The sequence below is a fragment of the Thioalkalivibrio sp. genome, assembly GCF_041690275.1.
GTDB lineage: Bacteria > Pseudomonadota > Gammaproteobacteria > Ectothiorhodospirales > Ectothiorhodospiraceae > Thioalkalivibrio.
In genome coordinates this window covers 22,986-34,438 of the sequence record NZ_JAWLHP010000009.1, presented here as the reverse complement: position 1 = coordinate 34,438, position 11,453 = coordinate 22,986, and the positions used below count along the sequence as shown (strand labels likewise).

Here is an 11,453-nt window from a genome sequence, read left to right as displayed (position 1 = left end):
CCGGAGAGGATTCATGCACTTGAGCAGCCCCACCTTCGAGACGGGCGGTCGAATACCCTGGAGCGCGTCCGCGCCAAACGAGAACCGGTTGCCCGAGCTGGAGATCCATGATGTACCCGCGGCCGCACGCAGCCTGGCACTGATCCTGGAAGACCTCGACTCGCCGCTCGGCGAGATGACCCACTGGCTGGTCTGGAACGTGCCGCCGAACAGGTCCCGGATGGATGCCCTCAACCTGCGCGAGGAGGCCTGTGTCGGGATGGACTCCTTCGGCAAGATCGGGTATCTGGGTCCCGTGCCGCCGGAGGGCGTGCATCGCTACCGCTTCCGCCTGCTGGCCCTCGATGTCGAACTCGACCTGGAGTCCGGCGCCACGCGCAGTCAATTCGACGCGGCGGTCGAGGGGCACGTGCTGGAGGAGGCCGAACTCATCGGCGAGATGGAACGGCCACCGCGCCCGGAAGACCGCTGACCGGCGCAGGGTGGTCGACACGCCAGCGAAGAGGACGACCGATGCCGATGAACTACCGCCCCAAGGCCTTCTTCGCCTCCGTGAACCCCACCGTGTTCACGGCCTCGGCGATCATGGTGGTGCTGTTCGTCGGCTTCGGTGTGGTCGCTCCGGCACTGGCCAGCCAGGTGTTCGAGTCGATCCAGGACTTCGTCACCGAGTACCTCGGCTGGGGGTATCTGCTCCTGGTGACGGTCTTCCTCGCCTTCCTGGTCTGGCTGGGGTTCAGCCGCTACGGGTCCATCTGCCTGGGGCAGCCCGACGACCGCCCGATCTTCGGCTACGGCGCCTGGTTCGCGATGCTGTTCAGCGCCGGCATGGGCATCGGTCTGGTCTTCTGGAGCGTGGCCGAGCCCATCATGCACTACCAGCAACCGCCGTACATCGATGGCGAGACCACCGGCGCCGCCAGGCAGGCGATGGTGTACACCTTCTTTCACTGGGGACTGCATGCCTGGGCGGTGTACGTGGTGCTTGGGCTGTCGGTGGCCTACTTCAGCTTCCGGCACAGCCTGCCACTGACCATCCGCTCGATCTTCTACCCGCTCCTCGGTGACCGGATCTACGGGCCGATCGGACACGCGATCGACGTGCTCGCGATCTTTGGCACCCTGTTCGGGCTGGCCACCTCGCTCGGCTTCGGCGCGATGCAGCTGAACACCGGACTCAACCTGCTGGTGGGATTGCCGGTATCGCAGTGGTTTCAGGTGGGCATCATCGCGGCAATCACCGCGGTCGCCGTGTTCTCGGTGATCTCCGGTCTGGACCGCGGCCTGAAGTGGGTGAGCGTCTTCAATCTCTCGCTCGCGGTGGCCTTCATGCTCTTCGTGCTGCTGGCCGGTCCGACGCTGTTCCTCGTGCGCTTCCTGCTCGACTCCACCGGCAGCTACCTGCAGCAGCTGATCAATCTGAGCCTGCATACGGACGCGATCGGTGGTTCCCAGTGGCAGAAGGACTGGACCATGTTCTACTGGGCATGGTGGATCGCCTGGTCGCCGTTCGTGGGCATCTTCATTGCCCGCATCTCGCGCGGGCGGACCATCCGGGAGTTCATCGTCGGCGTGCTGGGGGTGCCCACCCTGTTCGTCTTCTCCTGGCTGACGATCTTCGGGGGTACCGCGCTGTACCTGGAACTGTTCGAGGAGGGCGCCGGCATCGCTTCCGCGGTCGCCGAGGACCGGACTGTCGCACTGTACGCGACCCTCGAGCACCTGCCGTGGTCGACCTTTACCTCCGCGATCGCGACCCTGCTGATCGCGACCTACTTCATCACCTCGTCGGCCTCCGGCACCTATGTGGTGGATGCCCTGGTCTCGCGCGGCGCGATCCACTCGCCGAGGCGCCAGCGCGTGATCTGGGGGATCACCGAGGGCGCTGTGGCGGCCACGCTGCTGATCGTCGGCGGCGAACGCGCGCTGGACAGCCTCCAGACCGCCTCACTGACCGGCGGCCTGCCGGTCGCGATCATCCTCGCCTTCTGCTGCTACAGCCTGCTGCGCGCCCTGCGTCGCGAGTACCGCGTAGAAGGCGTCGAACCCCCCTGGCACTGACCCGGGGGTCGGACCAAGGCAAGTCTCTGATATATCTTATAAAAAGCCCATATTAGGCCCCAAAAATGGCCTTGGAGGCGCATTTCCGTGCCCGGAATCGAGGCTGAGGGCATCCAGTGTCTGGCGTGCGTGGTGGCCGTGACTCCGCGCCGAGACACTGCCCGCTCCCTGAAGCGCCCTTTCTGGGGCGAAAAACGGGCCTCCAAGGGGGAAAACGGGCCGAAATCAGACGCGTTATCTCGGGGAATCAGAGGGTTGGCTTGGTCCGACCCCGCAAGGCGAATCAGAGGGTTGGCTTGGTCCGACCCCGCAAGGCCTTGCCTTGTGGCGGTTCTTGACGCGGCCAGTTCGCGGTGAAGAATGGTGGGCAGGCCAAGAGTCACGGTCCGGATCGATGCGATCAGCACAGTTTATGATTTATGGGAATATGCTAATAAACCCCGTTCCACGGTGCAGCGCTCCCTGGGACACCAAGGCCGGCGGTGCTGGTAGAGCCGGTCGCCAGGAGACAGGTGGTGTATGCTCCGGCTGCAACCGGTCCATCCGCCTCTTTCGCGAACCCGATCCATGGCACCCCGGCACCCCTGCTCGGATCGATATCGGAACCGGGACCATGCCTTACGGGTCTCTTCTCCAACCGGTTGCCTCCGCAACGCCTGCGCCAGACCAGTCATCATTAACTGGGCTTATGGAAAACCAAGTAACTTTGATTTGAATTGGAAATTGGAATCGAACAGACTCGAGCGATTTCCCGGATAACAAGAAGGAGGCTGAACCCCGTGATCACAAGTAACCCCTTTGCCGAGCTTGCCGCGGTCATTCCACCGGCCGTCATGCAGGCCTACGTCGTGCTGATGGTCATCCTGGTGGCAGGTGGCACCATCATGGACATGATTCACAAGAAAAACGCTGCGTACTTCTTTGAAAATTCGAAGCGCGCGAAGAAGAACGCGAAGCGCAGCGTGAGCGGTTCCCAGAAGGTCGCGCTCGCGGCGAAGACGCTGGGCAAGGAGGTCCTGACGTCGGGCGAATTCGCAAACCCGAAGCGCCAGATGGCCCACCTGCTCACGATGTACGGATTCATCCTCTTCGTGGTCACCTCGGCGATCCTGATCTTCGGTTACGTCACTGCGGCCGAACCGGCTCCCGCCATCCTGCCTCTCCTGTGGCACCTTGGAGCGCTGATGCTCGCCGTCGGCGGCTACTGGTTCTGGTTCGGCATCCGGGTCGACCTCACCTCCGAGGGCAAGCCCTGGTACAAGGTCGGGCGTGCGGACCTGTTCATCCTGTCCCTGCTCGGGATGGCGACCTTCGGCCTGCTGTGGTCGCTGACCCAGGGTGCTGGCGCCATAAGCTGGCTGTTCTTTGTCCTGTTCATTGCTGCCACCACCATCCTGTTCGGGAGCGTGTACTGGTCCAAGTTCGCCCACATGTTCTTCAAGCCCGCCGCGGCCTATCAGAAGCGCCTGACCCGGGCTGACGGATCGGCGGAAAACATGCCCACCATCACCCGCGACGATCCCGAACAGCAGAAGCGGCACTCGATGGAACTGCTGCGGGACGCGCCAATGGATATGGGCCTGGGCATTCAGCGCGAAGCGCCGCACCACTACTGAGACTCGCAATCGAGTCTCTCACCTGAACACCAGTATTGATCGAGGATTGTCATGCCAACTTTCGTATACATGACCCGTTGCGATGGCTGTGGATACTGCGTGGATATCTGCCCTTCAGACATCATGCATATCGACCCGACCATGCGTCGTGCCTATAACATCGAACCCAACATGTGCTGGGAGTGCTACTCCTGCGTGAAGGCCTGCCCCCACGACGCGATCGACGTGCGCGGGTATGCAGACTTCGCACCGCTGGGTCACAGCGTCCGCGTGAAGCGGGACGAGGAACGCGGAACCATCGCCTGGAAGGTCAAGTTCCGGGACGGCCGGGAAAAGGACTTCCTCTCGCCGATCACCACCAAGCCCTGGGGCAAGCACATCCCCAAGCTCTCGGATGTGTCCGGTCCGGACAAGGACATGCGGGCCAGCCAGCTGCTGTTCAACGAGCCCAAGTACATCCGCATGGATGAGGGTGGGCTGCACACGCTGGAAAGCGCCGGTCTCAAGCTGAAAGAAGGGGTGTACTACTGATGGGATACCAGACTGTCGTCGAAGACAATATCGACATCCTCGTCGTTGGCGCTGGATTGGGCGGCACAGGCGCCGCCTTTGAGGCCCGGTACTGGGGTCAGGACAAGAACATCGTGATCGCCGAAAAGGCGAACATCGACCGCTCCGGCGCCGTGGCCCAGGGCCTCTACGCGATCAACTGCTACATGGGCACCCGCTGGGGCGAGAACAACCCGGAGGACCACGTCCGCTACGCCCGCATCGACCTGATGGGCATGGTGCGCGAGGACCTGCTGTTCGACATGGCGCGCCACGTCGACTCCGCGGTGCACCAGTTCGAGGAGTGGGGCCTGCCCCTGATGCGCGATCCGAAGACGGGCGCGTACCAGCGTGAAGGGCGTTGGCAGATCATGATCCACGGCGAGTCCTACAAGCCGATCGTGGCCGAGGCGGCGAAGAAGTCCGCCGACAAGATCTTCAACCGGATCTGCGTCACGCACCTCCTGATGGACGAGTCCAAGGAGAACCGGGTCGCCGGTGCCGTGGGCTTCAACGTGCGGACCGGGAACTACCACGTCTTCAAGTCGAAGACGGTCGTCGTGGCCGCCGGCGGCGCGTCCATGATCTTCAAGCCGCGCTCGGTCGGCGAGGGTGCCGGTCGTGTGTGGTACGCGCCCTGGTCCTCCGGCTCCGCCTACGGTCTGCTGATCCAGGCCGGCGCGAAGATGACGCAGATGGAAAACCGCATCGTGCTGGCCCGCTTCAAGGACGGCTACGGTCCGGTGGGTGCGTACTTCCTGCACCTCAAGACCTACACGCAGAACGGTCTGGGAGAAGAGTACGAATCCAAGTGGTTCCCCGAGCTGCAGAAGATGGTCGGTAAGGAATATCTGGACGTCGAGGCCTCGCACCGGACGCACCGGCCGATTCCGACCTGCCTGCGCAACCACGCCTTCATCAACGAGGTGAACGCCGGCCGTGGTCCGATCCACATGGTCACGATGGAGGCCTTCCAGGACCCGCACCTTGAAGAAGTGGGCTGGGAAAACTTCCTCGGGATGACCGTGGGTCAGGCCGTGCTCTGGGCCGCCACCGACGTGGACCCGAAGAACGAGAACCCCGAGCTGACCACTTCCGAACCCTACGTGATGGGCTCGCACGCCACCGGTTGCGGTGCGTGGTGTTCCGGTCCGGAAGACGTCTCGCCGGACGAGTACTTCTGGGGCTACAACCGCATGACGACCGTGGAAGGCCTGTTCGGCGCCGGTGATGCCGTCGGTGGTACCCCGCACGCGTTCTCCTCCGGTTCCTTTACGGAGGGACGGCTGGCAGCCAAGGCGGCCTGCCAATACATCGACGACGGCAAGGCCCAGGGGATCCGTGTCTCCGACGAGCAGATCGAAGGCCGCAAGGCCGAGATCTACAAGCCGATGGAGCACTACAAGATCTACAGCAACGAGGTGGTCGCCGGAACGGTGAATCCCAGCATGCTCAACCCGAGGCAGGGCCTCGACCGTCTGCAGAAGCTGATGGACGAGTACTGTGGCGGCGTGACGGTCAGTTACATGACCAACGAGAAGCTGCTGAACATCGGCATGAAGAAGATGAGGATCCTGTCGGAGGACCTCGAAAAGCTGGGTGCTGCGGACATCCACGAGCTGCTGCGGGCGTGGGAACTCAAGCACCGGGTGCTGACATCCGAGGCCGTGTTCCATCACACCCTCTTCCGCAAGGAGACGCGCTGGCCGGGGTACTACTACCGCGGTGACGCGATGAAGCTCGACGACGAGAACTGGCATGTTCTCACCGTGTCGCGACGCGACCCCGAGACGGGCGAGTACACCATGGAAAAGGCACCCTGCTACCATCTGGTTGACGCCGCCGAGTGACGGGCGCCTGCGGCGGGGCCTCTCCGAGGCCTCGCCGTCGTTTTTTTGAGCCAGGGCAGACCAACGGGCACCGGCGGTGGTCCGTTTCTTCATTCGCCAAGTCCGGGAAATTGGATATGACTAGCGCAGCTGACGCTCCCGAAAGCACGGGAACGGTCAAGAACATCACGGAACACTCTGACGAGGAGATCACGGCGATCGCCCATCCCATGTGGGACGATCTCATCAAGGCGTCGAACGAGGGTGATTATGGTCGATTCACCCGCAAGTTCTCCTTCAATCTCGTATTCGGGCTCAACGAGGTCGAGGTGGGCAATCAGTTCGCCAAGAGCGAGCTGACCCGCAGCCTCAGCGAAGACTGGGATTTCCTCGGTCTGATTCGCCGGGGTGAACACGTCACCGTGCTCTACCGGGTCCGCAGCACCAAGCGGGAGGGTGAATGGCTGGGGCGGATGGTCCTCGGCTATGAAGAGGGAGAGCCTCGAATCTTTGGCGCGTCCATTTTCTGATGACGGTGCGGGCAATGACGAACGATGTGATCCAGGAAAACAAGTATGTCGAACTGACATATCAGGTCGTGGACAGGAAGTCGGGCGAGGTCCTGACTGCGGTCGAGTATCCGCTGGGCTATGTTCACGGCGTCAACGAGATCCTGTCGCCAAGCGTGATGTCGGAACTGGCGGGCCGGTCCGAAGGGGACACCATCGACGTCCCGATCGACTGCAACGCGATCTACGGACCGCGCGACGAGACGCTGGTGATTACGGATCGGATCGAGAATGTTCCGGAGGAATACCGGGAGGTCGGTACCGCGATCCTGATGGAGAACGACCGGGGCGAGACGAAGAATTTCCTGGTCACCCGGGTCGACGAGAAGACCGTGACGATCGACGGCAACAATCCGCTGTGTGGCAGGGAGGTCATCTTCAAGCTCGACATCCGGACGGTTCGTGATGCCACCGAGGAGGAGATCGAGCACGGCGGTAAGCCGGAGGCGGGACCGGACATCAACAGCGGCCGGGTCGTGCCTATCTGAGGTCGTGGGGTCCGGTCTGTCTATGGGTTGGGGAGCGGACGCTGGCGTCGGCATCCCCTGTTATCATGTGAGACGAGGTGAATGATGAGCGAACCGAAGAAATCGAGGCCTGCGGTACCCGAGGGTAAAGCGCGCTACCTGAAAACCCGGCAGATGTCGGCGAACGAAAAGGGCTACGTCGGCTACGACACCATCTGGGAATCCTTCCAGAAAGAGGCGGAGTACAAGAAGCCGAAGCAGCCGTAACCACTTCGGCCGCGCGGCGTTGTCCGATGTCGCGGCCGGTGTGTATTGCGGAGAGGGCTGGACTCTGGCGGTCCTCTCCAATCCTTTCTTTCCAGGCCCTCCACCGGGTCTGCTATCCATGCTCACGTCTGTACCGGTCGTGAGGCACCCAGGATCATCGCATCGAATGCCCCGATGCGCGAATTCCCGAGACGGTTCAATAGCGGCCAACACCCCGTTAAGCTGGATAGGCAAGGGGACGGTTTGAACGCGAGAACCGCGGTGCGCCTGCCCCCACACCGTCCGCTCGCGGGAGATCGGGATGTTTCAGGCCTCGGGGTGGCGCAGGGGCATGCCAGTCCCGACTGATCGGCTTCATCGCGGATTTCGAGGCGTTTACGACGGCCTTCCCGGGCGACCGTCACCCGTGTCGCCGGTGCCTGGCCCCTATCGACGTGCAGGCCGACCGGCCAGGTAGTGCAGGGGCCCAACAACCACGCGCAATTTCCAGGAGCGACTTCGATGGCAACGAATCTCGCCGCCACCCGTGGTTCGGAGCAGGGGCTGCTGAACGCCTACCTCCGGGTCCGCGGACTGTCCCAACACCTTGCCGCCCGCCTGGCGCCGGAAGACCAGGTGGTTCAGACCATGCCGGACGTGAGCCCGACGAAATGGCACCTCGCGCATGTGACGTGGTTCTTCGAGCGTTTCGTGCTCGGCCCGAAACTGCCGGGTTACCGCGCGTTCGACGAGCGGTGGCACTACCTCTTCAACTCCTATTACTACACCGTGGGCGACATGTACGCGCGGCCGCAGCGGGGTCTGCTGTCCCGGCCCACTGTCGCCGAGATTCTCGACTTCCGTGCCCACGTCGACGAGGGAATGCAGCGGCTGCTGTGGGAGTTCGGCGAGGATTCCGACCTCGCGTTTCTTGTAACGCTCGGGCTGAATCACGAGCAGCAGCACCAGGAGCTGCTGTTGACCGATATCAAGCACGTGCTGTGGACGAACCCGCTCGGGCCCGCCTACGACGACGGGCTGGCAACGCCGCCCGCCAGGCCGGTTGCGCCGCTGGCGTTCGTGGAGCAGGCAGGGCGCGAGACCCGGATCGGGGCGGACGGGCAGGGCTTCGCCTTCGACAACGAGACCCCCCGGCACGCGGTCCGGCTGCGGCCACACGCGCTGGCGAACCGTCTGGTGACCAATGCCGAGTACCGGGAATTCATCGCAGACGGGGGCTATCGGGACCCCGCCCTGTGGCTGGCCGACGGCTGGGCGCAGCTGCAGGCAGAGGGCTGGGACCGCCCGCTGTACTGGTCGCAGGATGGGGCAGAGGAGTTCACACTGGGTGGCTGGAGGCCGGTGCAACCGGACGCGCCCGTCTGCCACGTGTCCTTCTACGAGGCGGACGCGTTTGCCCGGTGGGCCGGTGCAAGGCTGCCGGAGGAGGGCGAGTGGGAGGCGGCCGCGGCGCGCCACCCGGTCGCGGGCAACCTGCTTGAGACGGGCTGGCTGCACCCGGCACCGGCGAGAAATGCGGATGCCGGTCTCGCGCAGCTGTTCGGCGACGTATGGGAGTGGACCGCGTCGCCGTACATGCCATACCCCGGCTTCGAGCCGCTCGCGGGGTCGCTGGGGGAGTACAATGGCAAGTTCATGTGCAACCAGATGACCGTGCGCGGAGGTTCCTGCCTGACCTCGACGGATCACATCCGGGCCAGCTACCGCAGCTTCTTCTATCCCCAGCAGCGCTGGCAGATGCTCGGCTTTCGCCTGGCCCGCGATATCCGCTGATGCAGCGCGCCGCCCTTCGTGCGGGGTCGGACCAAGGCAAATGATTGATAGTGAAGGAAAACCGTGGCGTTTACACCCTTGAGAAGGGCCTTGGAGCCCCCTTTTTGCCGTGAAAAAGGGGCTTCCAAGGGCAACACCGCCCGGGCACGCGGGCGACACGCAAACACTGATTGATCCGCGCCGCGGTTCCGGCGCGAGCAGGAGGGCAAGACGCGCCGGAGCCCATACGGGCGCTCCGCGTTGCAGGACGATGTGACAGCCTGAGGGATACCGCGATGTCCAGCGCCGATGCCGACGAACGCCATCAGGACCAGTCCGGGCATGATCATTCCGATCATGAACAGATGTTTCGCCGGCGATTCTGGATCTGCCTGGCGCTGTCCCTTCCCGTCCTGCTGACCAGCGCGACCCTGCAGCGCTGGCTGGGCTTCACCGTGCCGGCATTCCCCGGCGACGCGATGGTCGGGCCGGTGTTCTCGACCATCGTGTTCGTGGTCGGCGGCCTGCCGTTTCTGAGCATGGCGAGTGACGAACTGCGCGCCCGCCGGCCCGGCATGATGTCGTTGATCTCGCTGGCCATCACTGTGGCCTTCGTGTTCAGCATGGCGACCGTTTTCGTGCTCGATGGCGAACCGTTCTTCTGGGAACTGGTGACGCTGATCGACGTGATGCTCCTGGGCCACTGGATCGAGATGCGCAGCGTGCGCCAGGCGTCGGGCGCACTGGACGAGCTGGCCCAGCTGTTGCCCGATACCGCCGACCGCCTGAACGAAGACGGCGGCACCGAGGAGGTCCCGGTCACCGATCTCTCGGAGGGGGACATGGTCCTGGTGCGTCCCGGTGCGCGCGTGCCGGTGGACGGTACCGTGCACAAGGGCGAGTCCGACGTCGACGAGGCGATGATCACCGGCGAATCCAAGCCCGTTGCGAAGAAGAGCGGCGACGAGGTCGTCGGCGGCACCGTGAACGGTGAAGGCAGCCTGCGGGTGGAGGTCACCGCGGTCGGCGAGGAGACCGCCCTGGCCGGGATCATGCGTCTGGTCGAGGAGGCCCAGAAGGGCAAGTCACGTGGCCAGATGCTGGCGGACCGCGCGGCCGGCGCGCTGTTCTACATCGCCCTGGGCGTAGCCGTGCTCGCGGCAGCGGCATGGTGGCTGGTCCTGGGCTGGGACATCTCGATCCTGCGGCGCGTGGCGACGGTGCTGGTCATCGCCTGCCCGCATGCCCTGGGCCTGGCGGTGCCGCTGGTGCTGGCCAACACCACGGCGATGGGCGCGCGCGGCGGCATCCTGGTGCGCGACCGCATGGCGCTGGAGAGGGCCCGGACCCTGGATACGGTCGTCTTCGACAAGACCGGCACGCTGACCGAAGGCGAGCAGTCCCTGGTCGAGGTGGCAGTGGCCGCGGAGGCGGGGGAGGGCATGGACCGCGACCGGGCGCTGGCCGTCGCCGCGGCGGTCGAGGCCGATTCCGAACACATGATCGCCCGCGCCCTGCGCGAGGCCGCCGAGGATCAGGACCTCGAGGTGCCGGAGGCCCAAGATTTCGAGGCGTCGCGCGGCCGCGGCGTGCAGGCACGGGTGGAGGACCGGGACTGGCGCATCGGCGGACCGAACATGCTCGATGCCCTCGACCTCGCGCCGGATGAAGACCTGGAGGACTTTGCCGAGGAACACGGCGGTAAGGGACACACGGTCGTGTGGCTGGTCGGGGACGGACGCGTGATGGCCGGCTTCGCGCTGGCCGACCGTCCCCGCGAGGACAGTCGCGAGGCGGTGCGCCTGCTGCGGGAGCAGGGGATGCACGTGGTGATGATGACCGGCGACAGCGAGGCCGTGGCCCGCGCGGTGGCCGAGGAACTGGGGATCGACGAATGGTTCGCCGGGGTCCTGCCCGAAAACAAGGACGATCGCATCCGGGAACTGCAGGACCAGGGCCGCCGGGTGGCGATGGTCGGCGACGGCATCAACGACGCACCGGCCCTGAGCCGCGCCGAGGTCGGGATCGCCATCGGCAGCGGCACCGACGTGGCCGTGCAGTCGGCGGGCCTGATCCTGGTGAACAGCCGCCCGCTGGACGTGGTGCGGGTATTGCGCCTGAGTCGCCTGAACCGTCGCAAGATGGTGCAGAACCTCTGGCTGGCCGCCGGATACAATGTCCTCGCGCTGCCCGCGGCGGCGGGCGTGCTGGCCCCGTGGGGCATCATCCTGTCACCGGCGGTCGGTGCCCTGTTCATGACCGCCAGCACGGTGGTGGTGGCCATCAACGCGCAACTCATGCGCCGGGTGACGATATAGCCGGCAGTGGCTGAGCGCAGCGCCC

The 11,453-nt window shown here is 64.6% G+C and carries 10 protein-coding genes; all 10 read left to right on the top strand.

Translation table 11 applies throughout. The annotated features are described in order from the left end of the window. Positions 1-52: 52 nt before the first annotated feature. Positions 53-472, top strand: a complete 420-nt coding sequence (locus ACESMN_RS02850; protein ID WP_373052098.1) for a YbhB/YbcL family Raf kinase inhibitor-like protein — start codon at positions 53-55, stop codon at positions 470-472. Between the two features lie 41 nt (positions 473-513). After that, positions 514-2,061 (top strand): BCCT family transporter, encoded by a 1,548-nt coding sequence (locus ACESMN_RS02845; protein ID WP_373052071.1) that lies wholly within the window; start codon positions 514-516, stop codon positions 2,059-2,061. Between the two features lie 833 nt (positions 2,062-2,894). Further along, positions 2,895-3,677 carry an adenylyl-sulfate reductase gene (locus ACESMN_RS02840; RefSeq protein WP_373052097.1) on the top strand — a complete coding sequence of 261 codons (783 nt, stop codon included), beginning with the start codon at positions 2,895-2,897 and terminating at the stop codon, positions 3,675-3,677. Between the two features lie 51 nt (positions 3,678-3,728). Further along, the gene (gene aprB, locus ACESMN_RS02835) at positions 3,729-4,208 is read left to right on the top strand and encodes an adenylyl-sulfate reductase subunit beta (protein WP_373052070.1); all 480 of its coding nucleotides are present in this window, start codon (positions 3,729-3,731) and stop codon (positions 4,206-4,208) included. Continuing rightward, positions 4,208-6,076 (top strand): adenylyl-sulfate reductase subunit alpha, encoded by a 1,869-nt coding sequence (gene aprA / locus ACESMN_RS02830; protein WP_373052069.1) that lies wholly within the window; start codon positions 4,208-4,210, stop codon positions 6,074-6,076. Before aprB ends, aprA begins: the two co-directional genes overlap by 1 nt. Before the next feature lie 116 nt (positions 6,077-6,192). Then, on the top strand, positions 6,193-6,585 hold the full coding sequence (locus tag ACESMN_RS02825; protein WP_373052068.1) for a hypothetical protein: 393 nt from the start codon (positions 6,193-6,195) through the stop codon (positions 6,583-6,585). Positions 6,586-6,599: 14 nt separating this feature from the next. Further along, complete coding sequence (locus ACESMN_RS02820) at positions 6,600-7,112, top strand: peptidylprolyl isomerase (protein WP_373052067.1); 513 nt, start codon at positions 6,600-6,602, stop codon at positions 7,110-7,112. A gap of 84 nt (positions 7,113-7,196) precedes the next feature. Further along, positions 7,197-7,358: a hypothetical protein gene (locus ACESMN_RS02815; RefSeq protein ID WP_373052066.1), complete on the top strand. Its 162-nt coding sequence runs from the start codon at positions 7,197-7,199 to the stop codon at positions 7,356-7,358. 501 nt (positions 7,359-7,859) lie between these two features. After that, the gene (gene egtB, locus ACESMN_RS02810) at positions 7,860-9,131 is read left to right on the top strand and encodes an ergothioneine biosynthesis protein EgtB (RefSeq protein ID WP_373052065.1); all 1,272 of its coding nucleotides are present in this window, start codon (positions 7,860-7,862) and stop codon (positions 9,129-9,131) included. Positions 9,132-9,406: 275 nt separating this feature from the next. After that, complete coding sequence (locus tag ACESMN_RS02805; RefSeq protein WP_373052064.1) at positions 9,407-11,428, top strand: heavy metal translocating P-type ATPase; 2,022 nt, start codon at positions 9,407-9,409, stop codon at positions 11,426-11,428. The last annotated feature ends 25 nt before the right edge of the window (positions 11,429-11,453 follow it).

What these genes read in the sequence shown, in the direction of transcription:
- ACESMN_RS02845 (WP_373052071.1), top strand. Translation starts at nt 514, where the DNA reads ATGCCGATGAACTACCGCCCCAAGGCCTTCTTCGCCTCCGTGAACCCC.
- ACESMN_RS02840 (WP_373052097.1), top strand. Translation starts at nt 2,895, where the DNA reads ATGCAGGCCTACGTCGTGCTGATGGTCATCCTGGTGGCAGGTGGCACC.
- aprB (WP_373052070.1), top strand. Translation starts at nt 3,729, where the DNA reads ATGCCAACTTTCGTATACATGACCCGTTGCGATGGCTGTGGATACTGC.
- aprA (WP_373052069.1), top strand. Translation starts at nt 4,208, where the DNA reads ATGGGATACCAGACTGTCGTCGAAGACAATATCGACATCCTCGTCGTT.
- ACESMN_RS02825 (WP_373052068.1), top strand. Translation starts at nt 6,193, where the DNA reads ATGACTAGCGCAGCTGACGCTCCCGAAAGCACGGGAACGGTCAAGAAC.
- ACESMN_RS02820 (WP_373052067.1), top strand. Translation starts at nt 6,600, where the DNA reads ATGACGAACGATGTGATCCAGGAAAACAAGTATGTCGAACTGACATAT.
- ACESMN_RS02815 (WP_373052066.1), top strand. Translation starts at nt 7,197, where the DNA reads ATGAGCGAACCGAAGAAATCGAGGCCTGCGGTACCCGAGGGTAAAGCG.
- egtB (WP_373052065.1), top strand. Translation starts at nt 7,860, where the DNA reads ATGGCAACGAATCTCGCCGCCACCCGTGGTTCGGAGCAGGGGCTGCTG.
- ACESMN_RS02805 (WP_373052064.1), top strand. Translation starts at nt 9,407, where the DNA reads ATGTCCAGCGCCGATGCCGACGAACGCCATCAGGACCAGTCCGGGCAT.